Origin of the sequence: Nocardiopsis sp. Huas11 (assembly GCF_003634495.1) — a bacterium.
Lineage (GTDB): Bacteria > Actinomycetota > Actinomycetes > Streptosporangiales > Streptosporangiaceae > Nocardiopsis.
Genome location: NZ_RBKY01000001.1, coordinates 3,221,415 through 3,246,582, shown reverse-complemented (window position 1 = coordinate 3,246,582; position 25,168 = coordinate 3,221,415). Strand labels below are relative to the sequence as shown.

Genomic DNA, 25,168 nt, shown 5'->3' with positions numbered 1-25,168 from the left:
GCAGACCCGGTCCGGCTAGGAGTCGCACTCGGTCGCCCCGAAGGGCGCCAGGGCCGCGCGGGGATCGGCGGCCGGGTCGCGCAGCGCCGCGTCGAGGAAGGCCAGCGTGGCGTCCGCGGTGGTGGCCAGCGGCCGTGTCCGCCCGTCCGAGCCGACGATCGAGGGCACCGGCGGCAGGTACAGGGGCGCGTCGGTGAAGCTCAGGTGCGCGGCCCCCTCGACCGTGAGGGCGCAGCTCGGCCCGTCGGCGGCAGCCAGGGCCGCGGTCACGGCGTCGGCGTAGCGAGCGTCGGCGACCGCGTCCCCCGTGCCCCGGCCCGCGACGAGCACGAGCAGCGGTCGGGGCAGGGCCAGGCCGTCGGCCTCGTGCGGAAAGCCGTCGATGTCGATGACGGCGGCGAACCGGTCGTCGCCCGCGGCGGCGTGCAGGGCCGCGGAACCGCCGAAGGAATGGCCCGCCGCGACGACGCGACCGGGGTCCAGGCGGTCGGCGAACGGCCCGTCGGCGTCGGCGTCCATCTCCTGGAGCCGGGTCAGGGCCAGGCGCATGTCGTCGGCGCGGATCGACGTCCACTCCGACACGAGCCGGTCCTCCTCCTCGGATCCCTCGGGCACGGACAGCCGTCCGCGCACCACGGTGCCGTCGTCGAGGACCACGGCCGCGGAGTCGAAGGGGTGGTCCAGCGCCGCCACGACGTAGCCGTGGCTCGCGAGCTCCTGGGCCCACGCGGTGTTCTGGCCGCGAACCCCGCCCAGGCCCGGTGAGAAGACCACGACGGGCAGCGGCGCGCCGTCGCGGACCGGTGCGGCGCCGGCCGCCGCGCGGGTGCGCGCCCGGGCGGCGTCCGAGAGCAGCGAGCCGGGCAGGCCGAAGCCGTCGGCGATCGCGTCGGTGACGACGCGGGCCTCCGCCGCCGTCCGGCCGAGGTAGGGCGCGCCCGCGGTGCCCGTTCCCGGTTCGGCGGGGTACCAGAGCTGCGCGACCACGGTCCTGCGGTCGTCGGGGTCCTCCGTCCAGGTCTCGTCGCGGTCGCGGTCCGTCCACTGGACGGTGGTGGTGCCGACCGCGTACCCGCCCGACGGCTCCGGGAAGTCGACCGGCGGCAGCGCCCACACCACCAGCCCGCCGGCCGCGGCCAGGACCAGGGCGGCCGCGGCCGCGGTCCACTCCACGGCGCGTACTCCCCGGCGTGCCCGTCGGACCCGGCCGCTCCGCCGGGCCCGGCGGAGGAGGAGGGCGAGCGCGAGTGCCAGGACCGCGGCACCGAAGAGGACGGCTTCCAGCCAGATCATGGTGGTCTCCCCTCGGGGGCCGGGCGCCCCTTCGGGTGGTGAGCCTACGGAGCGCGCACCGGACCGGCATCGGCCCCCGGGACGAGCCCCCGGGCCCAGCCCTCAGCCGTTCGACCGACTCCGCTCAGGCGGCCAGGAGCCGGTCCACCACCCCGTGCACCCCGTCGCGGACCCGCCGCGCGCTCAGCCCGCGGTCCCGGCGCTGGTGCACGTGCAGCGCCGCCTCCAGCGGAGCGAGGAGGACGTCGGCGAGGTAGACGGCGTCGGCGTCGGGGCGCAGGCCCGCCACCAGCGACACCACGTGCGCGTGGTGGGCCGCGTAGGCGCCGCTGCGGTACCGCGCCTGGGGCGAGTCGGTCTCGGCCACCGCCAGGAGTTCGTCCTGTTCCTCCAGGCGGTCGAGAAAGGCGTCGGCGAAGGCGTGCAGGCGGTCGAGGGCGGGCGCGCCGGGGCCGAGGGGCGGCGGTCCGCTGAGGAAGCCGCGCTGGAACTCGTGCTCCTGGGCGTCGACCATCGCGTGGGTGAGGCCGGCCAGGTCGCCGAAGCGGCGGTAGGCGGTGCCCACGCCGGTTCCGGCGCGCGCGGCCACGGCCTCCAGGGTGATCGCCCCGGCTCCCCGCTCGGCCAGGATCTCGCGGGCGGCGGCGAGCAGGGCGCGGCGGTTGCGCGCGGCGTCGGCGCGCTCGGGCCGTGCGGCCCCGGCCATGGGCAGCACCGGCCGCACCGGGCGTTCCGGGCATTCCAGGTGTTCCGGCTCGGGATCGCTCACTGCCGCACCACTCCCCCGTCGTCTGTACGCGGTGACCTGCGCACTGGCGGCGAGTATAGTCACCGTCGCCCGCTCGCCCTTGTAAGTGGAATTATTTCCACTTAGTATCGCCGACATGGGTCGGACAGCGCACCGCGCTCCCGGCCCCGCCCGTCCCGGCCCGCCGGGACCCGACCGCACACCACCGGGAGCACACATGTCCGCATCCACCACCACGGCCGCGCCGCTGAAGGGAAGGACCGCCCTCGTCACCGGCGGCAGCAGGGGCATCGGGGCCGCCATCGTCCAGCGGCTCGCCGCGGACGGCGCCGACGTCGCGCTCACCTTCGTCCGGTCCGAGGACCGGGCCCACGAGGTCGTCCTCCGCGCCCGCGCGCTCGGGGTCAGGGCGCTCGCCTTACAGGCCGACTCCGCCGACCCCGAGGCGGTCCGCGCCGCGGTGGACACCGTCCACGAGCGCCTCGGCGGACCCGACATCCTCGTCAACAACGCCGGCGTCGCGCCCTTCGGGCCCTTCGAGGATGTCACCGTGGCCGACTTCGACCACGCCATGGCGGTCCACGCCCGCGCCGCGTTCGTCTCCGCCCAGGCCGCGGTGCGGTACATGGGCGCCGGTGGCCGCGTCATCGGTATCGGCACAAACCTCAGCGAGCGGTCGCCCGTGGCCGAGGCCACCCTGTACTCGACGAGCAAGGCGGCGCTGCTGGGGCTCAACCGCGCGCTGGCACGGGAGCTCGGCCCGCGGGGCATCACCGTCAACCTCGTCCATCCGGGGTCGACCGACACCGAGATGAACCCGGCCGACGGCGAGGGCGCGGACGCAGAGCGGGCGCTGACCGCCCTGGGCTCCTACGCCTCTCCCGAGGACGTCGCGGCCTCCGTGGCCCACCTGGCGGGTCCGGGCGGGCGCCGCATCACGGGGACGGCCCTCCTCGTGGACGCGGGAGCCAACGCGTGAGCCTGCCCCAGCCGCCGGACTGGCTCCCCCTGCCCTGGGTCCTGCTCGGCACGGCGGCGGTGCTGGAGGTCGTGTGGGCGCTGGCCCTGAAGGAGTCGCAGGGGTTCACCCGGCCGTGGCCGGGCGTCCTGGCGGTCGGCGCCGCGGCGGTGAGCTTCCTGCTGCTCTCGCTGGCGCTGCGCGACCTGCCCGTGGGCACCGGGTACGCGGTGTGGGTGGGGCTGGGCGCCGTCGGGGTCGCGCTGGCGGGCATGACCCTGCTCGGGGAGAGCGCCGACCCGTGGCGGATCGGCTTCCTCGTCCTCATCCTGGTCGGCGTGGCCGGACTCCACGTCGCCGAGGCCCGGGTTCCGCACCCCTGAGGGCCGGGTTCCGGCGGCCCTAGGGGAGGCACTGTCCACGGCGTCGACGCGGCCGGGCACGGAGCACCCGGCCGTTTCCCGGCCTCACGTCGGCGCTGTCCGCGGCGCGGGTCTGGAGCCGTCCAGCAGGGCGGCGGCCTCGGCCAGAGCCGTCGAGAGCTCGGCGTGCCCGCACCGCTCGGCCAGAGTGGAGAGCAGGCGGGCCATCGACGGTTCGAGGGAGGTTCGGGTGTAGCCGCCCCGACGGGCCCACACGGTCACCTCCACCAGCCCCAGGCCGCGCTTGCCCGCCCAGCTGTCCGAGCGCGTGAGCCACACGCTCACGCCCTCCTCGCCCCGGTCGCGGACCAGGCGCAGGTGGCGCAGGCGTTCGGTGTCGATGCCGTGGTCGGCCTCACACCAGCGCGGACAGGGGTCTTCGGGCAGGCCGCCTCCGGTCATGGCCTGCACCCCTTGCGGTTCAAGTGATTGCCCCACTCCCCCAGGTCGCCGTGCGAGAGCCGCTCCAACGGCGACTCCCACGCCCACACCACCCGGCTCGGGCCCTCCCGCCTGCCCCGCGCCACCCTGGTCACCACACCGCAGCGCGCACCGTAGACGGGTTCGTCACGCAGCGACCTCCCCAGGTACTCCACCGCCACGCGCTTCTGGCGTGCCCAGACCTTCAACGCGGCCAGCGACGGCAGCTCACGGATATCGCAGATCGTCATCAGGCCACCTCCCTCAGCCCGTGCCCGCCGTCCGGACCCGAGGCCCCGACCACCGACATCCACGTGCGCACCGCCAACGCCAGCGGAGCCAGATCCCCGCCCGGGTGGGAGACATAGGCCCGCACCCGAGACCCACGTCGGCGGCGAGGCTTCACGGGTTGCTCCGGTCGCGCCGCGCACTTGGCGTGCTTGGGCCGATGCGGCACAGGACGCTCGACCCACCCACACGAGCATGCCCGGAACGCCGCCGTACGCAGCGGCCCCCGGTTACGGATCTGGTGCCGGTAGTGCTCGGACAGGGAGAGCACCGGAGCCAACGGGCGCCGCTCCCATCCGTCAACGGCCGGGGGCCGTGCCGGAGCGTCCGGGAAGGACACCACGACCGACTCCGACGGTTCGGCCGTCCTCTCCCGAACAGCGAGGGGGTCGCGGGGTTCGGGGGCTCGGGTCAGGTGGAAGGACCGCGCGGCCGTAGCACGCACGGCCTCCAGGTCCACAGAACGCAGGTAGCGCACAGGGCGCCTCCTCAGTCGAGGCCGGCGGTCCGGCCGTTGGATCCGAACGCTTTCTGGCGCGCCATGAGGCATGACGGAGAGGTCACGCCCCGCTGGCGACCACAACACGGCGGCCCGACCGGCTAGGGCACACTTGCCATGTGACTGAAAGCGCCCGGCTGGCCGGAAGCCAGACCCGCCCGATTTTAGGGGGGCTAAACTACCGTGTGTGATGAGAGTAACTCCATCCGACGGCAGGCGCAATAGGGGGACTAAAGTTCAGTCGAGGCAACCGAGCAAGAGGAACCGCTGTGGACGCACGAACACTGCATGACATCGCCGCCATCGAGGATCCGCTGGAAAGGGCACGAGCGGCCTCCCACGCCATGGCGGGCCTGCAAGGACAGAGTGTGGAACTGTCCCGCATCCGCCGCGGGGCCATCGTCGAGGCGCAGGGGGCCGGGACCCTGCAGGATGACATCGCGCGATTCCTTGGTGTCACGCCTGGTCGGGTGAGCCAGATGAAGAAGGCGGGGACCGGTGAGCACAAGGCACCCGCTGGACCCACCGAACCGCGTCCGAGGGTCCTCGTGCAGCGCGCCCTGCCGACACCACCGTCCACTCGCGGCTCCAAGAGCCTCTACCTGACCGAGGCCGAACAACAGGGCCTCACTCCCGAACGCAAGATGCTGTTCGTGGGCCAGGAGCCCGCCAACGAGCACGTCGCCGCCGGGCTCCGGGTCGATCCCGGCCAGCACGTCATCGCCCGGCGCAAGATGTTCTGGGCCAACGGCGTCCCGGTGCGCATCTCCACCAGCTACTTCCGCACCGACGTCGGCGAGAACACCCGGCTCGACGGCCAGGGCTTCGTGCTGCCCACGCTGCAAGCCGCCATCGAGGACCTCGGACACCGGTTCGGTCATGCGACCGAAACACTGACATGCCGCCCCGCCACCCCGTACGAGGCGGACCTGCTCGACATCCCCGGCGAGTGGGTCGTACAGGTGCTTCGCGTCGGCCTCTCGACCGAGGACGTCCCCGTCCACGCCCTTGAGACGATCTGCGCCGCCACCCGGCACGTCTTCCCCATCGGCCAGGCGGTCGGCGCGGACCAGTTCTGACCGAAGCGCCTGAGCAAGCGTGAGTCGGCAACAGGGACATGCTGCACAGGGACCTCGGGCACCTCACCTTCGCCGACTCGGGCCAATGGCGGGCGTTTCTCGCCATCGCGCGCCGCGACAGCCTGTAGCCGGACGACAGAAGGCCCCACAACCGGTGGGGCCTTCGCCGCACAGTGGGTAACTCTTGGACGCAACTACGTCTGAGTCAAGGGAACCGACATGATGCCGAATGGTGCTTTGAACTTCCGGAAGTCGTCCTACAGCGGGTCTGGCGACAACTGCGTGGAGGTAGCCGACGTGACTGGCGGGGCCGCCGTCCGGGACACACAGCACAGGGACCTCGGACACCTCACCTTCGCCGACTCGGGCCAATGGCGGGCGTTCCTCGCCAGCGCCCGCCGCGACCGCCTGTAACAGCGCGACTCCGACTCCTGTGAGTACGCCGGGACCTACCCGTCTCAGGCCTGGTCCATGGCCTCGCGCAGACCGTGCAGGACCTCCAGCACCGTGGGGCGCAGCGCCGGATCGATGGCGTCGAAGATCCGGCGCTGTTTGCACTCCATCTCCAGCCGCCGCTCGGCGAGGACTCTCTCACCCTCCTCGGTGATGGCCACCACAGTCCTGCGCTCGTCGTGCTCGGCCCGGCGGCGCGCCATCATCCCCTTGCGTTCGAGCTGCTGGATCATACGGGTAGCGGAGGGGGACGAGACCCCGACGACCTTGGCGACCGAACCCACGGTCGGGTCCGGCAGGCCTCGGACCGCCTCCATGAGCAGGGTTTGCGTCAGTGTCAGCTCATCGGCGGCCCGGCACTGACCGCTCCGCGTGCGGGCGTGGATCGCCGCGTTGATCAGCTCGGTCCAGGCGCGCTGGAACTCCTGGAGTTGGGCGGCGGAGCCGTCCTCGGCCGGCTCGTGGTGGTCGTCGGGCACGGAGCGGTCCTCGCATACGAAGCGGTCGCCGGGGCACCGGAGGCCGCGCGGCGGTTTGACGGTTGTATAGCCTAGCTATTAAATAACCAGAGTACGCAAATAAACCATGCCCCGACGCACCGAGACCACACCTTCCCGACGACGCCGGTTGCGGGCGAGGCGGACGGTGCCGGGGCGGCGGACGTCCGCCCGCGAGGGCGCACCCGCGGCAGGCACGCGTCGCCGACGGCGACGACCCTGGCCGCGACCGGTGCGCCGCTGCGCGGCGCGGGACCGGAGCAGTCCGGGAGGGGCACTTTGACGACCGTGCTGATCGCGCATGTCCTCGCCGCGGCGGTCGCCCCCTTACTCGTGCGCCGGTGGGGCCGCAACGCCTTCCTCGCGCTCGCGATCGTCCCTGCCGCGGCCACGGTCTGGACCCTGTTCCAGGTCCCCGCGGTCCTGGGCGGGGACGACCTGACCGAGGCCATGGCGTGGGCGCCGGAGTTCTCCCTGCGCCTGGGCCTGCGCATGGACACGCTCGGCCTCGTCATGACACTGATCGCCGCCGGGGTCGGCGCGGTCATCCTGGTGTACTGCGCCCGCTACTTCGAGGACTCTGAACCCGGGCTCGGCCGCTTCGCCGGGGTCTTCGTCGCCTTCGCCGCGGCCATGCTCGGCCTGGTCCTGGCCGACGACCTCATCCAGCTCTTCGTCTACTGGGAGCTGACCACGGTCTTCTCCTACCTGCTCATCGGACACAGCACCGAGCTCAAGGAGAGCCGCCGCGCCGCCATGACGGCGCTCACCGTCACCACCCTCGGCGGCCTGACCATGCTCGTCGGCATGATCCTGCTCGGCGAGAGCGCGGGCACCTACGTCATCTCCGAGATCGTCGCCGCTCCCCCCTCCGGCACCATGGTCAGCGTCGCGCTCGTCCTGGTGATGATCGGCGCGATGTCCAAGTCCGCGCTGTTCCCGTTCAGCCTCTGGCTGCCGGCCGCCATGCGCGCGCCCACCCCGGTCTCCGGCTACCTGCACGCCGCGGCGATGGTCAAGGCCGGGGTCTACCTCGTGGCCCGGCTGACGCCCGCCTTCCCCGATGCCGTCCTCTGGCAGACCATGGCGCTGTTCTTCGGCACGCTGACGATGATCCTCGCCGGGTGGAAGGCCCTGCGCCAGTTCGACCTCAAGCTCCTCCTGGCCTACGGCACCATCAGCCAGCTCGGCTTCCTCGTCGCCCTGCTGGGCACCGGGACCCGCGCCGCCGCCCTGGCCGGACTGGCCATGCTCGTGGCGCACTCCCTGTTCAAGGCGCCGCTGTTCCTCCTGGTCGGCGTCATCGACCACAGCACCGGTACCCGGGACCTGCGCGAGCTCTCCGGACTGCGCACGTCCTCCCCCGCCACCTTCTGGCTCTCCGTCCTCGCCCTGGCGTCGATGGCCGGCCTGCCGCCCACGGCGGGGTTCGCCGCCAAGGAGCTGGCCCTGGGCGCCTACGCCCACGGCGGCGCGGTCGACACCGCGGTGCTCGCGGCCATGGTCGTGGGATCCACCCTCACCGTCGCCTACAGCCTGCGCTTCCTGTGGGGCGCGTTCGCGGTGAAGGAGGGCGTGCCGGCCACCCCGGTGCACGCCCCCGGGCCGCTGTTCCTGGCCGCCCCCGCCCTGCTGGCCCTACTCGGCCTGCTGGGCGGTCCGCTCTCCTCCGCGGTGGACCCCCTCCTCGCGCGCTACGCCGATACCGTTCCGCACACCCCTGGTACCGAGATCACCCACCTGGAGCTGTGGCACGGGTTCGAGCTGCCGCTGCTGCTGTCCGCGCTGTGCGTGGTCGGCGGACTGGTCCTCTTCCGCTTCCGCCACGGCGTCGTCTGGTTGGGCCACCGGCTCTCCTTCGTCGAGCCCGAGCGGATCTACCGCCGGATGCTGGCCGCGCTGGACACCCTCGCGCTCCAGGTCACCGGCCAGACGCAGCGCGGTTCGCTGCCCGTCTACCTCGGCACCATCCTGGTGACGACGGTGGTGGCCGCGGCCATCCCGCTGCTCGCCGGCCGTCTCTGGGAGGCCCAGACCCCGCCGATACGCCTGTGGGATCACCCCGTCCAGCTGATCCCGACCGTGGTCATCATCCTCACCTGCCTGTCCACGCTGATCGTGCGGCGCCGCCTGTTCGCGGTGATCCTCGTCGGCATGACCGGCTACGGGTGCGCGGTGCTGTTCTACCTCCAGGGGGCGCCCGACATCGCGCTCACCCAGTTCCTCGTCGAGACCGTCAGCCTGGTGGTCTTCGTCCTGGTGCTGCGCCGACTGCCCGCGCACTTCTCCACCCCCGCCCTGAAGGGGCGACGGCTGTGGAACCTGGTGCTGGGCGCGGCCACGGGCGCGCTCGTGGCGAGCATGACCTACTTCGCGCTCGCGGGGCGCCAGGCCGAGTCCATCTCGGACGGCTACCCCGCGCTGGCGCGCGAGGCGGGCGGCGAGAACATCATCTCGGTGCTGCTCGTCGACGTCCGCGCCTGGGACACGATGGGCGAGATCTCGGTGCTGGCCGCGGCCGCGGCCGGCGTGGCCAGCCTGATGTTCGTCCGCCGCCGGGCCCAGCCGCGCCGGGCCGCCCCCGGCACCATGGCCGTGTCGGTCGCGACGCCGCCCAGGCCCACCGCCGGGCAGGCCTCGCTCGACCTCGGCGGGCTCCGGACGGCACCGGAACGGCTGCACCTGCGACCCACGTGGAAGGGGGCCTGGCTGCTCGGCGCGGAGGCACTGCCCACGCACCGCCGCTCGGTCATCTTCGAGGCGGTCTCCCGCTTCCTGTTCCCCATGGTCATGGTGATCTCGGTGTACCTGCTACTCACCGGTCACACCGCCGTCGGCGGCGGCTTCGCCGGCGGCATCGTCGCCGGGCTCGCGTTCATCGTCCGCTACCTCGCGGGCGGCCGCTACGAGCTCTACGCCACGGCGTGGGTGCAGCCCGGCGCCCTGATCGGCGCCGGCCTGGCCCTGGCCACCGGCACGGCCCTTGCGGGAGCGGTCTACGGCGACGACATCCTGGCGGGCGCCGCCCTGGACCTGCACATCCCCTTCATGGGCCACCTGCACCTGACGTCCTCCCTGGTCTTCGACACCGGCGTGTACCTGCTGGTGATCGGCCTGATCCTGGACATCCTGCGCAGCCTGGGCGCCCGCGTCGACGAACAGATCGAGCGCGACGCCGCCCACGCCGACGAGGAGTCCGCCCGGGCCGGTGCCGGCCGCAACGCCGAGGAGCTCGCCACGTGAACGACACACCCAGCCTCGTCCTCGTCCTCGCCACCGGCGTCCTGGTGGCCGTGGGCGTCGTGCTCCTGCTGGAGCGCAGCCTCACGCGCGTCCTGCTCGGCTTCGTCGTCATGAGCAACGGCGTCAACCTGATGATCCTGGCGGCGGGCGGCGCCGCGGGCGGTCCACCGCTGCTCTGGCTCACGCCCGAGGACGAGATGACCGACCCGCTCCCGCAGGCGATGATCCTCACCGCCATCGTCATCACCCTGGGGATCACCGCGTTCCTGCTCGCGATGGCCTACCGGAGCTGGCAGCTGGAGGGCAACGACGAGGTCCAGGACGACGCCGAGGACCTGAGGATCGTCCAGCACGAGGGCCGCCGGACGGCCCGCCGCAAGGTCCTGGGCATCCGCAGGCAGATGCGCGCGGACATCCGCGCCCAGCGGGCCGAGCTCCAGGCCAACGTCGCCGAGTCCGGCGGCCACGCACTGATCGAGCAGGCGCGACTCAAGGCCGAGATCGCCTCCGCACAGGCCGAACTGGCCCGCTACGAGGCCCAGGCCGAGGCGGGGGACGGCGACGCGCGCTCGGAGGAGACCATGCGCCGGCTCACGTACCGGACCGAGAGCATGTCCGCCCAGGTCCAGGAACTGCGCGGCCGGATCCGTTTGGCGCGGCGCCAGTTGCGCGAACACCGGCGGGCCGACCGCTCCGCCGAGCGCGCGCTGTGGCGGGACCTGCGCCGCCGGATCCGGGCCGAGCGGCGTGAGGCGCGCCAGACCATGCGGGCCGAGCGCGAGCGCCAGGCACGTGCCGAGGACAGCGACCTGCAAGGGAACGACTGATGACGGAACTCCTCCTGACGCTCCTCGTCGACGACGTGCACTACCTCATCCCGCTGCCGGTCGTCCTGCCGCTGTTCGCCGCCGGAGTGAAACTGGCCCTGGGCATCCGCTGGCCCCGGTTGCAGCAGTGGCTGAGCGTCGGCGCGCTCGCGGTCGTGCTGGCCGTCGGAGTGCTGTTGATGGTGGCCGCCGACCTGTCCGGGGCGCAGGCCGTGCAGATCGGCGGCTGGGAGGCCCCGCACGGGATCACCCTGGTGGCGGACCGGCTGTCCGCGCTGATGGTCACCGTCTCCGCGGCCATCACGCTCGCGGTGCTGGTGTACTCGATCGGCCAGGGCATGGCTGGCAAGGCCGAGGTGGCGCCGCTGTCGGTGTACCAGCCGACCTACCTGATCCTGGTGGCCGGCGTCTCCAACGCCTTCCTGGCCGGTGACCTGTTCAACCTCTACGTGGGCTTCGAGATCCTGCTGACCGCCAGCTACGTGCTGCTGACGCTGGGCGGCACGCAGTCCCGGATGCGCGCGGGCGCCATCTACGTGGTGGTCTCCCTGGTGTCCTCGGTCCTGTTCCTGATCGCACTGGGGCTGGTCTACGCGGCGACCGGCACGGTCAACATGGCGCAACTGGCCGAGCGGCTGCCGGAGATCTCCACCGAGCTGCGGCTGGTGCTGGAGGTCTTCCTGGTGATGGCGTTCGGTATCAAGGCGGCGGTGTTCCCCCTGGCGGCGTGGCTGCCCGACTCCTATCCGATCGCCCCGGCGCCGGTGACGGCGGTCTTCGCGGGCCTGCTCACCAAGGTGGGCGTGTACGCGATCATCAGGGCACAGACCCTGCTGTTCCCGGGGACCCAGATCAACACGTTCCTGCTGTGGGTGGCCATGGCGACGATGATCATGGGCATCCTGGGCGCGGTCGCGCAGCACGACATCAAGCGGCTGCTGTCCTTCACCCTGGTCAGCCATATCGGCTACATGGTCTTCGGCGTCGCCCTGGGCAACGAGCTGGGGCTGGCGGGGGCGATCTTCTACGTCGCCCACCACATCACGGTGCAGACCACGCTCTTCCTCATCACGGGTCTGATCGAACGGCGCGGCGGATCGACGTCCCTGGAGAACCTGGGCGGGCTCGCCCGGATCGCACCCATGCTGGCCATCCTCTTCTTCGTTCCCGCGATGAACCTGGGCGGCATCCCGCCGCTGTCGGGGTTCCTGGGCAAGCTGGCCCTGCTCCAGGCGGGCGCGCAGGCGGGCACACCGCTGGCCTACGCGCTGATGGCGGCGTCGGTCCTCACTAGCCTGCTCACCCTGTACGTCATCGCCCGGGTGTGGAACTCGGCGTTCTGGCGGACGCCCGCCGAGGGCATGGTCGCCGAGCCCGGCACGGTCCTGGAGTACAACGAGGACTCCGACGACTCCTCGACGGCGGCCCTGGGGCCGGCCGAGGCGGTCGGACCGTCGTCGCGGATCGGCGACACGTCCGGCCCGACCGCGACCGCGGTCGTGACCTCGGCGGTCCTGCCCCGGTCCATGGTGGGGGCGACGGTCGCGCTGGTCGCCATGGGACTGGCCCTGACGGTGTTCGCCGGCCCCCTGATCGCCTACTCCTCGGAGGCCGCGAGCGAACTGACGGCCCGTACGCCCTACATCGACGCGGTGCTCGGAGGCAGCCGATGACCAGACCGACCGCCGACCGACCGCGGCGCGTGCAGGCGCTGCGCCGCAGGCTCGGCAAGGTGCAGATCCCGATCGCGCTCGGCACGACCGTGGTGTGGATGCTGCTGTTCGACGGGTTCCGGCTGCGGGAGGAGTCCCTGGGCCTGCTGGTCCTGGGGTTCGGCGTCTCGGTGCTGATCATGGTGGTGTTCCCGCTGCCGCCGGTCTCCGAGGGCTTCCGCTTCCATCCCTGGCAGTTCCTGCGGCTGCTCGTGTACTTCTTCTCCCAGATGGTGCTGTCCAGCTTCCAGGTGACCGGGCAGACCTTCCGGCGCGGCCCGGTGCTCAGTTCGGTGATCGCGGTGCGGCTTCGCACCGATTCGGAGCTCATGCTGGTGTGCACGTCGATCGCCCTGTCGGTGATCCCCGGGAGCGTGGTGGTGGAGGTCGGCCAGCCCGAGCACGTGCTGTACGTCCACCACCTGGGCACGTACGACGAGGCGGGGGCCGAACGGGCCCGTCTGGACACGTGGCGGTTGGAAGAGCGGATCGTGCGGGCGCTGGGCACCCGCACGGACATCGCCAAGATGGAGGCGGCCGAGACCGTCGGGACGGAGAGCGTGTGAACGCACTGTGGATCGCCATCGCGGTCCTGCTCGGCGCCGCCGCGCTGCTGAGCATGGCCCGCATGCTGGTGGGCCCGAGCATCCTGGACCGGGCGCTGTCGCTGGACGTGCTGGTGGCGTCGGCGCTCACGGGCCTCGGCGCCTACGCGGCGCTGAACCGCGACCCCACGGTCCTGCCGGTCCTGCTGGTGCTGTCCCTGGTCGGGTTCGTGGGGTCGGTGAGCGTGTCGAAGTTCGTGGCCCGGCGCCATGAGGACGCCCTGCGCGAGCGGGTCCCGTCCGAACCGGTCCCGGACTCGGAAGGGGAGGGTGCGGCGTGAGCGACGCATTCGTGGCGGTCCTGGACTGGATCGCCGTGCTCTGTCTGCTGGCGGGGGCGACGCTGTCCTTCGTCGCGAGCGTGGGCCTGATCCGGTTCCCCGACCTGCTCTCGCGCATGCACACCGCGGCCAAGCCGCAGGTGCTCGGCCTTCTGCTGGTGCTGGTGGGGATCGGGTTGCGGCTGATGCCGGTGGAGACCGGCATCTTCACGGTGGGCATGCTGGTGGTGGTGGGCCTGTTCCAGGTCATCACGGTCCCGGTGGCCGCGCACATCGCCGCCCGGGTCGGCTACCGCACCGGCCGGATCGACGAGGACCTGCTGGTCACCGACGAGCTGTTCGACCGGCTGGAGCGCGAGAAGCGCGCCGAGGAGGCGCGACCCGCACGCCCGCCGCAGGAGTGACCACGGGCGCGCCCCGGAGGGGCCGCGCGCAGAGCGACCGCGGGCGCGGAGATCGCCCGCCGCACACCGAGGGCCCCGGAGGCCGCCCGCCGCCTCCGGGGCCCTCGCGCGCGCCGTGATCAGTGCTCGGCGGCCCCCGGGCCGGGCAGCACGTCGATGTCGGTCGCGTGCATGGGCTCTCCGCACACCGAGCAGTGCGGTTCGACATGGCCGATCTCTCCGCAGGCGTGGTGGCGGTAGAGGACGGGCGGTCCCGCCTCCCCGGCCGTCCAGCGGTCCCCCCAGCGCACCATCGCCATGAGCAGGTCGCACAGCTCCCAACCCTTGTCGGTGAGCACGTACTCGTGGCGGGGCGGCCGGTCGGAGTACTCCACCCGGTCCAGGACCCCGTTCTCGACCAGCCATTTGAGCCGTTCCGTGAGCACCTTGCGCGAGATGCCGAGGCTCTGTTGGAGCGGCTCGAAGCGGTTGATCCCGACGTAGACGTTGCGCAGGACGAGCGGGGACCACGGCTCTCCGATCACGTCCATGGTGCGGGCGATCGAGCAGGCCATGTCGCCGAACCGGGTTCGTTGCATGCGGTCAGCCTAACCGAGTTAGTTCCCTCAAGGAACTGAGTCGTGCTACGGTCACGGTAGTCAGTTCCTTGAGGGAACTGACACGATCACCCGCACCGGCCGGACGCGACTCCAGGAGCCCGATCATGACCGCATCGACCTTCGCATCCACGCCCGCCACCACACTCCTGTTCGCCGAGGCGGACGCGACGCCCTTCAGCACCGACCCGGCGACCCTGAAGTCCTGGGACCGGGCCCGAGCGTTCCTGGCCGCCGCGCCGAAGGTCTGGCTCACGACGGTCCGGCCCGACGGCCGACCGCACACCGCGCCCGTCCTGCTGGTGTGGGCCGACGGCGCCCCCTGCTTCACGTCCCGCCCGGACTCGCGCAAGTCCGTGAACCTGGCCGGAAACACCCACTGCGTCATCAGCGCCTCCGACGACGACCTGGACCTGGTCGTCGAGGGCGTCGCCGCACGGGTCGGCGACGACACCGGCATCCGCCGGGTCGCGGACGCGTTCAAGGACAAGTACGACTGGGAGTTCACGGTGCGGTCGGGCACCGTCACCGGCGACCCCCGGCCCGGCTCACCGGAGTACGCCTTCCACCGGATCACGCCGGCACGGGCCTTCGGCTACGGCGCGGACGGCCTGACCGCGACCCGGTGGCGGTTCGACGGGCGGTGAGCCCGCCGCACACCGCCGCACACCGAGGGCCCCGGAGACCACGCCGCCTCCGGGGCCCTCGGCTCCCCTCCCCCTTCACTCCAGGCGCTCGGACTCCTCGTCGGTCATGAGCCTGGAGCGGATCAGGAACCTCTGTCCGGTCGGCGCCTCCAGTGAGAACCCCGCTCCCCGGCCCGGGACCACGTCGATGGTCAGGTGGGTGTGGCTCCACAGCTGGAACTGCGAGCGCGACATCCACACCGGGACCGGTTCCGGCGTCCCCGCGTCCAGTTCCCCCAACCGGACGTCGGAGTCGCCCGTACGGAACTCTCCCGCCAAATAGCACATCGGTGAGCTGCCGTCGCAGCACCCGCCGGACTGGTGGAACATGAGCGGCCCATGCTCCTGCCGCAGTTCCCGGAGCAGGGCTGCCGCCGCCCCCGTGACGGCGACCCGCTCCACGTCGGGGGTGTCCATCAGAAGAACCCGAGCGCCTGGTCGGAGTAGCTGACCAGGAGGTTCTTCGTCTGCTGGTAGTGGTCGAGCATCATCTTGTGGTTCTCCCGCCCGATGCCCGACTGCTTGTAGCCGCCGAAGGCCGCGTGCGCCGGGTAGGCGTGGTAGTTGTTCACCCACACCCGGCCCGCCTGGATGTCGCGGCCCGCGCGGTAGGCGGTGTTGCCGTCGCGCGACCACACCCCGGCGCCCAGGCCGTAGAGGGTGTCGTTGGCGATCTTGAGGGCGTCGTCGTAGTCGTCGAAGCGGGTGACCGACACGACCGGACCGAAGATCTCCTCCTGGAAGACGCGCATGGTGTTCTGCCCCTCGAACACCGTCGGTGCCACGTAGTACCCGCCGGACAGGTCGCCGCCGAGGTCGACCCGGCCGCCGCCGGCCAGGACCTCGGCGCCCTCCCGCGTCCCGATGTCGAGGTAGGACAGGATCTTCTCCAGCTGGTCGTTGCTGGCCTGGGCGCCGACCATGGTGTCGGTGTCCAGGGGGTCGCCCTGCTTGATCGCCGCGACGCGGGCCAGGGCGTCGGACATGAAGGAGTCGTACATCGAGCCCTGCACCAGGGCCCGGGACGGACAGGTGCACACTTCGCCCTGGTTGAGGGCGAACATCGTGAAGCCCTCCAGCGCCTTGTCGTAGAAGTCGTCGCGGGCGGCGGCGACGTCGGCGAAGAAGACGTTCGGGCTCTTGCCGCCCAGCTCCAGCGTGACCGGGATGAGGTTCTCCGAGGCGTACTGCATGATGAGCCGCCCGGTCGTGGTCTCGCCGGTGAAGGCGACCTTGCGCACGCGCGAGTTCGCGGCCAGCGGCTTGCCCGCCTCCACCCCGAACCCGTTGACGACGTTGACCACGCCCGGCGGCAGGAGGTCGGCGATGAGCTCCATGAGCAGCAGGATCGTGGTCGGGGTCTGCTCGGCGGGCTTGAGCACCACGGCGTTCCCGGCGGCCAGCGCGGGCGCCAGCTTCCAGGTGGCCATGAGCAGCGGGAAGTTCCACGGGATGATCTGCGCGACCACACCCAGGGGCTCCTGGAAGTGGTAGGCGACCGTCTCTCCGTCGATCTGGGAGTTGTGGCCCTCCTGGGCGCGGATCGCGCCGGCGAAGTAGCGGAAGTGGTCCACGGCCAGCGGCAGGTCGGCGGCCAGGCACTCGCGGACGGGCTTGCCGTTCTCCCAGGACTCGGCGACCGCCAGCCGTTCCAGGTTCTCCTCGATCCGGTCGGCGATCCGGTTGAGGATGAGCGCGCGCTCGCCGGCGGAGGTGCGGCCCCACGCGGGGGCGGCGCCGTGCGCGGCGTCGAGGGCGAGTTCGATGTCCTCCGCGCCGCCCCGGGCGATCTCGGTGAAGGTGCGGCCGGTGACGGGGGTGGGGTTCTCGAAGTAGCGGCCCTTGACGGGAGCGACCCACTCGCCGCCGATCCAGTTCTCGTAGCGGGGCGCGAAGTCGACGACGCTCCCGGGCCGGCCGGGGGGTGTGTAGATCGTCATGGTGTCCTCCAGGTGCGCGTGGCGGCCGGGACGGTGCGCCGCCACTGACGGGGGCTCCGATGGCTGTGACGCTAGTCACGGCAACGTTGCGACCACGTTGCGCGGCGGGGCGGGTCCGGGGCGGGTCCGCGCGCCGAGGCCGCGTTCGGGGTCCGGGCTCAGGTACCGAGGCGGCGCAGGCGTGCCCGTGGAGGCGGGCTCTGTGGAGGCGGGCCCGTGGGGTCGGGCTCAGTCGCCGAGGCGGCGCAGGCGGCCGCGCAGGGCCGCGTGCCGCGGGGACTCGGGCGTGTCCAGCGCCGCCGAGAGCACACGCGGGTCGTCCCGCCACTCGGGGTGCTCCGCCCAGGCCAGCCGCACGTCCGGTGTCGCGTTGGCGGCCAGCGCCGCGCACACCTCGGCGCGCAGCTCCTCGCGCAGGTCCACCACCCCGGGCGCCTCGGAGGCGGGCAGGACCGGTCCGGCACAGCTCTCCAGGGCCCGCCGGTAGGCGCCGTCGGCCAGGTGGCGGCGGACCTCGTCGACGTCGGTGTCCATCGGGTGGAGCAGCCGGTAGGGGCGGGAGGCGAGCAGGCCGGTCCCCAGCAGCCGGCGCAGGCGCGACATCTCCGCGCGGACGGTGACCGGGGAGGCGTCGCTCTCGTGCAGGCGGGCGCCGAGCGCCTCGCCGGTCAGGCCGCGCGGGTGGCGGGTGAGCAGCAGCAGGATCTCGGAGTGGCGGCGGCTGAGCTCGACGGTGTGCTCGTCGAGGGTCAGGCGCGCGCAGTCACGGCCCAGGACCCGCAGGAGGGACCGGCCCGGCGCGCCGGCGTCGTCGTCGAGGGGACGGCCCGGCGTGGGGATGCGGCCGCTGATCCGCTGCGCCCGCAGCTCCATCTCCGCCGCGGCCGCCGCCGCGCGCACCAGCGCCAGGGCCTGCGGCGAGGCGATGCGGTCCTCCCCGGTGAGGTCGAGGACGCCGATGAGCGCGCCGGTGTCGGGGTCGTGCAGCGGCGCGGCCGAGCAGCTCCACCGCTGCACGCCCCGGGAGAAGTGCTCGCTGGCGAACACCTGGACCTCGTGGTCGAGCGCGAGCGCGACACCGGGCGCGTTGGTCCCGGCCGAGCGCTCCAGCCAGTTGGCGCCCTCGACGAAGTGCACGTCCTCGGCACGGGAGCGCAGCCGGTGGTCGCCCTCCACCCACAGCAGGCGCCCGGACGCGTCGCCGACCGCGAGGATCTGCGGGCCGGTCACGCCGTCGGCGAGCAGTCGGCGCAGCAGCGGCATGGCCACGGACAGCGGGTGGGCGTCGCGGTGGTCGCGCAGGGCGGGCCCGGACAGCTCGACGCCGGGCAGGGTGGCGTCGGGGTCGACCCCGTGCAGGGCGCTGCGCCGCCAGGACTCCCCGACCACGTCGCGCACGCGGTGGCTGAGCAGGCCGGAGCCGGTGAAGCGGTCGTGGGCGACGGAGACGTCCCGTCGCACGGTGTCGGGATCGGCGTCCCATGACCAGGCGTTCCAGGCCCCGGGCATCGCGCACCTCCCAGCGGCGTGACGGCGGCTGCCGGTACGGGCGGACCCGCACGGTCCCTCTGATTCAATCCGCGCGCACCCCGTCTGACAAGGGCCGCACGCGCAGCGGCCCGCGGTTCGTCCCGGTCACGGCGCCCGTCCGCCCCCATGGGCGGAATTCGTGACCGGCTCTTGGCGCCGGTCGAGGGGAATCGGCACGGCGTTCGTGTCATCCTCGGGTGAGGCACGACCGGGGAGGTGACCGCATGTCCGCGTCCCACGCCCGTCACGTCGACGCCTCGGATCCGCGCCCGCGCCGAGTCCGGCACCGGGTGGGCGCCGTGGCCATCGCCCTGGCCGCGCTCGCGGGCGTCGCCGGGCTCGCGGGGTTCACGGGACTCGCGATCACGCTCACGCGGTCGCCGGAGCTCCCGGACTTCGTCGCCGAGGTGCGCGGGCCGGGCGAGGCGTCCTTCACGGTCGACGAGGGGTTCACGCAGCCGGGGCTCTACTCCAGTCCGGCCGACGCCGACGAGGGCGCGTGCGCGGTGGTCCTGCCCGACGGTGAGGAGCGGGACTTCGACCGGCCGCCCTACGGGCACACCATCGCGTCCGGCGACTGGGGCTGGTCGCTGGTCGGGCGCACGCACCCGGTGGAACCGGGTGACCAGGGCGGGCCTGGCGAGTACACACTGGTGTGCGACGGGGACCCGGAGGTGCTCTACGCGCTCGGTGACCTGCGGGACGATGGCCGCACCTTCGCCCTGGAGACGGCGGACGCCGTGGCGCCGGTGCTCCTCGTTCCGTTCCTGGCGCTCGTGCTCGGCGGCGCGGCCCTGCTCGCCACGGGCCTGCGGCGCGGCGCCCGTGAACGACACCCGCTCACCGAGCGCATACCCCCCGGACATACGTAGTCACGAAATGTGGCACGATGCCTGCCATGTCCTCCCCTGACACCCCACACCTCGGCTCCTCCGGCCCTTCCGGTCCCGTCGTCCTCGCCGAACCGGTCCCGGCCGGTCAGGTCGTCGACGCGCCGCGTCCGGCCCCGCGCGGCCGGACCCGGATCGGCGGGCTGACGATCGGGACCGCCCTGCTCACCGGAGCCCTGCTGGTCGCCTTCAGCGCGACCGCGCCGTCCCGGACACCGGAGTTCATCGCGCAGACGGACTCCACCGGGACCATGACCTTCGAAGTCCACGAGGGCGAGGAGGGCGTCTGGGCGCTGTACGGGAACACCGACGACGCCATGCTCTGCCACCACATCACCCCCTCCGGGGCCACACCCCGACCGGAGACCGGGACGAAGTGGCGGACCGACGACGGCCGCTGGATCCTGCTGGGCGTACTGGACACGTCGGAGCCCGGCACCCACACGTTCACCTGCGAGCGGGAGAGGCACGGCGTGTTCGCGGTCGGCGGCTCGGACGTGGTGGCCGCGACCCGCGACCGGCGGATCGCCGGGCTCGTGGGCGGCGGCGCCGTGGCGGGGGCCGGACTGCTCCTCGGCCTGGGCGTGATCGTCTCGGCGGCCGCCGCACGCCGGCGGGCCGCCGAGGCCGAGGCCGCGGGCGCGGGCGCGGGCGCGGCGCACGAGGAGGCCGGTCCGGCACCCCGCTAGATCGGATCGGCGGGCCGACGCCCGAGAGAGGTCGGGCCGGTGGGCCCGCCGTCACCGGCCGCCATCGGCCCGTTGCTCACCCGCGGTCACCCGTATGCCACACTGCATCCCATGTCGCCGCCTCCCCCCGCCTCTCCCCCGCACCCCACCCCACCGGCCCCGGACGGCGAGATCCGTCCGCGCAGACTCTGGTACTGGGTCGGCGGCCTGGTCTTCGCGACCTTCCTCACGGCGGGCGTCCTCATCCTGGTCTTCGGCACCAGCCCCGAACGGCCCGACCCGAGCTCCGGCTTCCAGGTGGAGATGGACTCCACCGAGACCGTGACCTTCGAGGTCGGGGAGGGGGAGAGTGGTTCCTGGGCTCTGTACGGAAGCAGCCAGGCGAGCTCCCTGGACTGCGACCACCTCTCGCCCTTCGGCGTGCCGCTGCCTCCCAGGACCGACCGGTACTCCTACGAGTCCGACAACGGCGAGTGGCACTACCTCGCCACGCTCGACACCGGGGATCCTGGGACCCACAGCATCACCTGCTCCGCCGGCGTGAACACCCGCTACGCGGTGGGCGACATCGACGTGGTCACGACCGCGGACTCGCGCCTGGGCCTGGGCGTCGTCTCGGGGATCCTCCTCCCCATGGCGGGCGCCTTCGTCAGCCTGCTCATCGTGGTCGTCACGCTGGTCATGCGCGTCACCCGCACGTCCGAGCTGCGACGGCGGCGGGCCCGGCAGTGGCCGCCCCACCCGGGAGCGCCGGGCGCGTACCCGTGCCCGGGCGGGCACCCGGCGTCCGCCCCCGGCGCATATCCGCACCAGCAGCCGGCCGAGGCCCCAGGACCCCCTCCCGGCGGCTCCCCGCAAGGGTAGAGCGCTCGCGGCAGACCGGGCCGGGTCCCTGGATCCGGCCCGGACGAGCCCGCCGAGGGCCCTCGCCCCCCGGGACCCGCACTACCGGCGGCCACGCCGGTCCAGGGCCAGGTCCTCGCCGTCGCGGACGAGCGCGCACCCGAAGGATTCGCCGACCTCGGTGAGCCGTCGCCGAAGCCACAGCGCGTCCTCGGCCGGAGCCCGCCACAGCCGCATCCGGCGGGCCCGCAGAGGCACCATCCGCAGCGCGAGCAGCCGCCCGGTCCCCGGTTCGACCGAGGCCAGGTAGACGAGCCGGAGATCGTCGCGGTACTCCTCGTGCCCCCGAATGCCCTCGTAGTCGTTGACCAGGTCGCCACAGCCGTACAGGACCAGCCGGTCGCGGTAGACCTCGATCGGGCGCGGCATGTGCGAGGAGTGCCCGTGCACGAGATCGACGCCCCCGTCGACCAGCGCGTGGGCGAAGTCGACCTCACGCGAGACGTCGTACCCCCAGTTGCCGCCCCAGTGGACCGAGACCACGACGACGTCCCCGGGTTCGCGCGTCCGGCGCACCCGCGCCACGATCTCGGCGGCGCCGGACCCGGCCCCGGTCGGCGCCAGGGCCACGCCCGGACGGTCCGCGCGGGCGGCCCAAGCGGGCGGGATGCCGCTGGAGGCCAGCCCGACCGCGAACACCAGCACCCGGCCGCCCCCGTCCACGGGCACCGCGACCGGTGCGCACGCCTCCTCGGCCGCACGTCCCGCGCCCGCGGTGCGCAGGCCCGCCGCCGACAGGGCGTCCAGGGTGTCCACGAGCCCGGTGGGCCCGAAGTCCATGACGTGGTTGTTGGCCAGTGAGCACACGTGCGGCCGGACCCGGGCCAGGCAGGGCAGGTTCGACGGATGCGCCCGGTAGTGCACCGCCTTGCCGGGCCAGAACGCCCCGCCGCTCGTGACGCCGGTCTCCAGGTTGACCACCCGCACGTCGGGGGCGGACTCCTCCAGTACCGGTAGGACCTCGCCCCACGGCCAGTCGAACCCGACCGGGGCGGGGATCGGTCCGCTGACCTCCTCGGCCAGGCGGACATAGGTCCGCGCGTCCCGGACGAAGTCCTCCTCCAGGGCGGGGTCGCCCGGGTGGGGCAGGATCTGGTCCACCCCGCGGCCGAGCATCACGTCCCCGCAGAGGAACAGGGTCACCGGACCGGCACTCACCCTCCCAGGCTAGGCCGTGTTCTCGCGGCGTTCCAGGCGCGCGGTCCCCGGCCACCGGCCTCACCCGGTCGTCGGAGCCTCACCGCCCTCGAGCTCCCGGGCCTCGCGCATGAGCGCGGCACGGTAAGGAGTCTCCTCCGGGGCGATCCGCGCCTACCTCGAACTCGTCCGCTGATCCCGCACGCACACGAACCGGCTCCCGTCCCGTACACGGGAGCCGGTTCGCCGCCATGCCTCCCGGCGTCACTCGGTGGACGAGCCACCCGGGCCCCGTACGGCGTCCAGGAGCTGACGGGCCTCGGCCAGAGTCCGGTCACGGGCCGGTGTCCTCTCACCCAGGCCTTCCAGGACCCGCACGGCTTCCTCCGCGACCGTCACCGCCTCGGCGTCACCGACCTTCCACAGCGGGAACGCCAGGTAGGTCAGGTGCCGGCCGAGCAACTCACCGGCCGCGTCCGGGTCGTCCCCGGACGCCATGATCGCCCGGCCCAGTGCGACCGCCTCAGCGGCGTGCGGCAGGGCGTGGTGGTACCTCCCCAACCAGGTGTACGCACGCGCGAGTTGCCCCACTTGGTCGGCCAGGTTCTGGGAAGGCGCGCCACCCCGCTCGACTTCCGCCCGGGTGCTCGCCACCGACTCGACGAGGGCCGGTACCGCCTCCTCCCACCGCTCCAGTCGGATGAGCGCCCATCCGCGCGTTCGGAGGGTGCTGCTGAGGAACCGCGGAGCCGCGCCCTCGGCGCCGTTCCGCATGAGGTGGAGGGCGGCCTCCGCGTCGGCGACGACCGCTTCCAACGCACCGTTCTCCGGGTGCGCCCACGCCCTGACCGCATGAGCCTGGGCGAGTGCCTTCAGCGCCTCGGGGCCCTCCTCCCCCGACGAACGCAGGATCTCGATGGCCTCGGAGGCCATCCCCAGCGCCATGTCGAACAGGCCGGAGTTCAGCTGGACGACGCTTGTACCGGACAGCCGGACACCGGTCCGGAGCGGATCCCCGGCCGGGTCCTCCGGACCGCTACCGCTGTGCTCCAGGGTGGTCACCAACGTGTCGCGCAGGCCGCGCACCGCGGTCTCCTGGCCCCGCACGTAGCTCCCCCCGGGCAGGTCGGCGATCAGCCCGAGTGCGCTCTCGGCCGCGTCCAGTGCCTCGCGGTCCCGGCCCAGGAACCACAGCGTGAACGCGCGCATGGCCGCGCTCTCCGCCCGCCCGGACGCGAGGACGCCGGCGCCCAGATCCACCTCGCCCGCCAGATCCTCGATCTCGATCGTGGCGTCGAGGACGGCACGCGTCCGACCCATCGAGTGGAGCAGCCGAGCATGCCGAACGAGTGGCATCATCAGGGAGGAACCCGGTCCAGCGAGGTCGACGCCGCCTTGCCGGCACACGTCGACCGCCTCGGCGGAGGCCTCCAGCGCCCTTTCCTTGTGACCGGTCTCGAACAGGGCGTCGCCCTGGCCAAGAAGTGCCATCGCCAGATACGCCCGACCACCGCTGCCCCGCACGCCCTCGGCGCGGACGATCCGGACCATGTCCGTGAACACCTCCAGGGCCTCCGTGTGCCGCCCGGCCACGGCGTGTTCCCTGCCGCGGGAAGCCAGCAGCCTGACCGACATGGCCGGGTTGGCGGGAACCTCGGGCCCCTGTTCCCTGACCTCCTGGGAGAGGGATTCGGCCGCCGCGGCCTCGTCCTCACGCCCGAAGTAGCGGAGCACCGACGCCCGCTGGAGATGCGCGGTCGCCAGATCCTGGGTGTGAGAGTCCGGGGCGCAAACCCGTAGTTCCTCGCACACGCGTACGGCCTCGGTCGCACTCCGCAGGGCCTCGGCCGCCAGCCCCGTCGCAGCCAACGCTCCCGACCGCGCGATGAGTGCGTCGACGAGCTGGGAGCGGGACCCGACCACGCCGCGTTCAGCAGCCGCCACACATGAGTCGACCAGGTCGCCGAGAATCCCGTCCGCTTCCTGGAATCTCTCCACGTCCATCAACGCGACCGCGAGCGCCCAGAGGGTGTCGATCTCGATGGTGCGGTAGCGGTCGTGCTCGTCGTCCGGGAGCCCTCGCAGGAAGCCGCGCAGAGCGGTGACGGCGTCCGACCCCGCCGCGAAGCGACCCTGGCGTCCCATCAACTGCGCGGCGAGGCGATGCGCCGTCACGGTGCCCTCCGCGCGCACCGCCTCATGCTCCGATGGCACGTCCGCCGCCTCCAGCCGTCGCGCGGCGACCGCGCACATGTCGGCCTCCCATGCCTCCAGCCCTCGGACCGCGAAGAGCACCAGGTCCATGAACACCTCCACGGGGGTACCCGGGTCGGCGGTCAACCTGTCGAGCGCCGCGTGGAGGGGCCCGGGACGCTCGGCGGCGGCCGCTGCCTCCAAGGCGGCCCGTGGCGAGGCTCGAACCATACTCAGGCACATGTCCGTAAGCCGCGCGTGCTCGGAGGGGTCCGATGGCGCTGGGCCCGCCGTGACCTCCCCGAACCACTGAAGAGCCAGGTGAAGATCGATGTCCACCGCGGCGACGCTCCCGACCGAGTCCGCCTGGACGGGAAGCGCGTGGTCGGCGAGGACGTCCCGGGCCTCGGGGAAGGCCAGCAGGGCCGAGGCCGCGAGCACCCGCGTCTCCCGTCCCGGAAGTGCCACCCCCAGGAGCAGGTCACCGCATACCAGGGCGGCACCGGTGACCTCCTGGTCGATGTCACGGGTGTCCACGGTGGCCCCGTCCACCTCCGGGACCACCGCGGTACGGAGGGGTCCGTCCCCGGTGAGGACCGCGCACGGGGCACGGTGGCCCTCAGGAAGCACACCCCACCGGACCCGGGCGGAGCCGATGCCGTGATCCAAGGCGACCAGCGCGGCTCCGGTGGACGGGTCCCTCCACGCCACCCGGCCGTCGTGTGCGGACTCGGAGAGGTGGACTCGAATACCTCCGCCGACATCGGGAAGGGCGTCTCCGGCCGTGAGGACGAGCCCGGAGCCGAGGAGGCTTCCCAGGACGTCATGGCTGTCGGTCCGGACTCGGACGGGTTCGGGGATCACGGCGGCTGCAC

Annotated in this window: 25 protein-coding genes; 14 read left to right on the top strand and 11 right to left on the bottom strand. The window is 72.9% G+C overall.

Translation table 11 applies throughout. The features are described 5' to 3' along the window. Positions 1-15 precede the first annotated feature (15 nt). Positions 16-1,293: a dienelactone hydrolase family protein gene (locus DFP74_RS14750; protein ID WP_121182226.1), complete on the bottom strand. Its 1,278-nt coding sequence runs from the start codon at positions 1,291-1,293 to the stop codon at positions 16-18. A 124-nt stretch (positions 1,294-1,417) separates the two neighbouring features. After that, positions 1,418-2,062, bottom strand: a complete 645-nt coding sequence (locus DFP74_RS14745; protein ID WP_233570988.1) for a TetR/AcrR family transcriptional regulator — start codon at positions 2,060-2,062, stop codon at positions 1,418-1,420. 196 nt (positions 2,063-2,258) lie between these two features. Here DFP74_RS14745 and DFP74_RS14740 point away from each other — a divergent pair, with 196 nt between their 5' ends. Further along, complete coding sequence (locus DFP74_RS14740; protein WP_121182225.1) at positions 2,259-3,020, top strand: SDR family NAD(P)-dependent oxidoreductase; 762 nt, start codon at positions 2,259-2,261, stop codon at positions 3,018-3,020. Then, complete coding sequence (locus DFP74_RS14735) at positions 3,017-3,382, top strand: multidrug efflux SMR transporter (protein ID WP_305037056.1); 366 nt, start codon at positions 3,017-3,019, stop codon at positions 3,380-3,382. Before DFP74_RS14740 ends, DFP74_RS14735 begins: the two co-directional genes overlap by 4 nt. An 84-nt stretch (positions 3,383-3,466) precedes the next feature. Here DFP74_RS14735 and DFP74_RS14730 read toward each other — a convergent pair whose 3' ends face one another. Both DFP74_RS14730 and DFP74_RS14725 read right to left on the bottom strand, forming a co-directional pair. After that, on the bottom strand, positions 3,467-3,823 hold the full coding sequence (locus tag DFP74_RS14730; protein ID WP_147453870.1) for a hypothetical protein: 357 nt from the start codon (positions 3,821-3,823) through the stop codon (positions 3,467-3,469). Then, a complete protein-coding gene (locus tag DFP74_RS14725; protein WP_121182223.1) occupies positions 3,820-4,092 on the bottom strand; it encodes a hypothetical protein in 273 nt (90 codons plus the stop codon). Before DFP74_RS14725 ends, DFP74_RS14730 begins: the two co-directional genes overlap by 4 nt. 805 nt (positions 4,093-4,897) lie before the next feature. Between DFP74_RS14725 and DFP74_RS14720 the strand changes: the two genes are divergently transcribed. After that, positions 4,898-5,707 (top strand): UTRA domain-containing protein, encoded by an 810-nt coding sequence (locus DFP74_RS14720; RefSeq protein WP_121182222.1) that lies wholly within the window; start codon positions 4,898-4,900, stop codon positions 5,705-5,707. 219 nt (positions 5,708-5,926) lie between these two features. Next, positions 5,927-6,121, top strand: coding sequence for a DUF397 domain-containing protein (locus DFP74_RS14715; protein WP_370013378.1), 195 nt, complete (start codon positions 5,927-5,929; stop codon positions 6,119-6,121). A 44-nt stretch (positions 6,122-6,165) separates the two neighbouring features. On the opposite strand, the gene DFP74_RS14710 is transcribed toward DFP74_RS14715, so the two are convergent. Beyond that, entirely contained in the window at positions 6,166-6,639 is a 474-nt protein-coding gene (locus DFP74_RS14710) for a MarR family winged helix-turn-helix transcriptional regulator (protein ID WP_121182221.1), read from the bottom strand. A 306-nt stretch (positions 6,640-6,945) separates the two neighbouring features. On the opposite strand from DFP74_RS14710, the gene DFP74_RS14705 reads away from it, so the two are divergent. Genes DFP74_RS14705 through mnhG form a run of 6 tightly spaced genes read left to right on the top strand, consistent with a single transcriptional unit; the run spans position 6,946 to position 13,729 of the window. Next, entirely contained in the window at positions 6,946-9,900 is a 2,955-nt protein-coding gene (locus DFP74_RS14705) for a Na+/H+ antiporter subunit A (protein ID WP_121188261.1), read from the top strand. Continuing rightward, on the top strand, positions 9,897-10,727 hold the full coding sequence (locus tag DFP74_RS14700) for a Na(+)/H(+) antiporter subunit C (protein ID WP_121182220.1): 831 nt from the start codon (positions 9,897-9,899) through the stop codon (positions 10,725-10,727). Before DFP74_RS14705 ends, DFP74_RS14700 begins: the two co-directional genes overlap by 4 nt. After that, positions 10,727-12,400, top strand: a complete 1,674-nt coding sequence (locus DFP74_RS14695; RefSeq protein WP_121182219.1) for a Na+/H+ antiporter subunit D — start codon at positions 10,727-10,729, stop codon at positions 12,398-12,400. The genes DFP74_RS14700 and DFP74_RS14695 overlap by 1 nt, the downstream gene beginning before the upstream one ends. Next, a complete protein-coding gene (locus DFP74_RS14690) occupies positions 12,397-13,005 on the top strand; it encodes a Na+/H+ antiporter subunit E (protein WP_121182218.1) in 609 nt (202 codons plus the stop codon). The genes DFP74_RS14695 and DFP74_RS14690 overlap by 4 nt, the downstream gene beginning before the upstream one ends. Continuing rightward, complete coding sequence (locus DFP74_RS14685; protein WP_121182217.1) at positions 13,002-13,325, top strand: monovalent cation/H+ antiporter complex subunit F; 324 nt, start codon at positions 13,002-13,004, stop codon at positions 13,323-13,325. Before DFP74_RS14690 ends, DFP74_RS14685 begins: the two co-directional genes overlap by 4 nt. After that, positions 13,322-13,729 (top strand): monovalent cation/H(+) antiporter subunit G, encoded by a 408-nt coding sequence (gene mnhG / locus DFP74_RS14680; protein WP_121182216.1) that lies wholly within the window; start codon positions 13,322-13,324, stop codon positions 13,727-13,729. The genes DFP74_RS14685 and mnhG overlap by 4 nt, the downstream gene beginning before the upstream one ends. A 119-nt stretch (positions 13,730-13,848) precedes the next feature. Here the strand turns inward: mnhG and DFP74_RS14675 are convergent, their stop codons facing one another. Next, complete coding sequence (locus DFP74_RS14675; RefSeq protein WP_121182215.1) at positions 13,849-14,307, bottom strand: helix-turn-helix domain-containing protein; 459 nt, start codon at positions 14,305-14,307, stop codon at positions 13,849-13,851. A 125-nt stretch (positions 14,308-14,432) separates the two neighbouring features. On the opposite strand from DFP74_RS14675, the gene DFP74_RS14670 reads away from it, so the two are divergent. Beyond that, positions 14,433-14,972: a pyridoxamine 5'-phosphate oxidase family protein gene (locus DFP74_RS14670; protein WP_121182214.1), complete on the top strand. Its 540-nt coding sequence runs from the start codon at positions 14,433-14,435 to the stop codon at positions 14,970-14,972. Between the two features lie 75 nt (positions 14,973-15,047). Here DFP74_RS14670 and DFP74_RS14665 read toward each other — a convergent pair whose 3' ends face one another. The 3 genes from DFP74_RS14665 to DFP74_RS14655 form a co-directional block, all read right to left on the bottom strand. Further along, the gene (locus DFP74_RS14665) at positions 15,048-15,428 is read right to left on the bottom strand and encodes a DUF779 domain-containing protein (protein ID WP_121182213.1); all 381 of its coding nucleotides are present in this window, start codon (positions 15,426-15,428) and stop codon (positions 15,048-15,050) included. After that, positions 15,428-16,951, bottom strand: a complete 1,524-nt coding sequence (locus DFP74_RS14660) for an aldehyde dehydrogenase family protein (protein ID WP_121188260.1) — start codon at positions 16,949-16,951, stop codon at positions 15,428-15,430. Before DFP74_RS14660 ends, DFP74_RS14665 begins: the two co-directional genes overlap by 1 nt. 228 nt (positions 16,952-17,179) lie before the next feature. Then, positions 17,180-18,460 carry a GAF domain-containing protein gene (locus tag DFP74_RS14655; RefSeq protein WP_121182212.1) on the bottom strand — a complete coding sequence of 427 codons (1,281 nt, stop codon included), beginning with the start codon at positions 18,458-18,460 and terminating at the stop codon, positions 17,180-17,182. 245 nt (positions 18,461-18,705) lie between these two features. On the opposite strand from DFP74_RS14655, the gene DFP74_RS14650 reads away from it, so the two are divergent. The 3 genes from DFP74_RS14650 (at position 18,706) to DFP74_RS14640 (ending at position 20,924) form a co-directional block, all read left to right on the top strand. Beyond that, entirely contained in the window at positions 18,706-19,353 is a 648-nt protein-coding gene (locus tag DFP74_RS14650) for a hypothetical protein (RefSeq protein WP_121182211.1), read from the top strand. 26 nt (positions 19,354-19,379) lie between these two features. Further along, positions 19,380-20,060 carry a hypothetical protein gene (locus tag DFP74_RS14645; protein WP_121182210.1) on the top strand — a complete coding sequence of 227 codons (681 nt, stop codon included), beginning with the start codon at positions 19,380-19,382 and terminating at the stop codon, positions 20,058-20,060. A 111-nt stretch (positions 20,061-20,171) separates the two neighbouring features. Next, the gene (locus tag DFP74_RS14640) at positions 20,172-20,924 is read left to right on the top strand and encodes a hypothetical protein (RefSeq protein WP_121182209.1); all 753 of its coding nucleotides are present in this window, start codon (positions 20,172-20,174) and stop codon (positions 20,922-20,924) included. A gap of 81 nt (positions 20,925-21,005) precedes the next feature. On the opposite strand, the gene DFP74_RS14635 is transcribed toward DFP74_RS14640, so the two are convergent. Then, entirely contained in the window at positions 21,006-22,121 is a 1,116-nt protein-coding gene (locus DFP74_RS14635; RefSeq protein ID WP_121182208.1) for a CapA family protein, read from the bottom strand. A 243-nt stretch (positions 22,122-22,364) separates the two neighbouring features. Beyond that, a complete protein-coding gene (locus tag DFP74_RS14630) occupies positions 22,365-25,157 on the bottom strand; it encodes a tetratricopeptide repeat protein (protein ID WP_121182207.1) in 2,793 nt (930 codons plus the stop codon). Between the last annotated feature and the right edge of the window lie 11 nt (positions 25,158-25,168).